The sequence below is a fragment of the Corynebacterium sp. HMSC14H10 genome (assembly GCF_001807105.1).
GTDB lineage: Bacteria > Actinomycetota > Actinomycetes > Mycobacteriales > Mycobacteriaceae > Corynebacterium > Corynebacterium jeikeium_D.
Window position 1 is genome coordinate 199765 of sequence record NZ_KV787425.1, and the last position, 343, is coordinate 200107.

Consider the following 343-nt stretch of genomic DNA (forward strand, 5'->3'; position numbering starts at 1 on the left):
ACGAAACGAGGTCAAAACTACGAAACGAGCGCGCTACAGACGTGTCACAGGTCATAAAAAGGCGCGCCCCTTGCGTGTCACCGTGACGCAGCATCCCGGCCGTGTCACATAGCTACAACCCCTGCAGCGTGCCCTCAATGAGGACGGTCTATGTCGTAGACATGTGCCTGCAATGCGTGTCTGTGTCTCTCTCTTAAAAGGTTTGGGTCGAAATGCCGCAAAATTACGAAACATCCCCGAAATGTGACGTGTCTGTGCAGGTCACAGCGTTATCGCGTGTTTCGTAGTTTTGTTCTTTTCGTTTGCGGAAATCACGAAACCGCAGGTAGAGCGTTTCGTAATT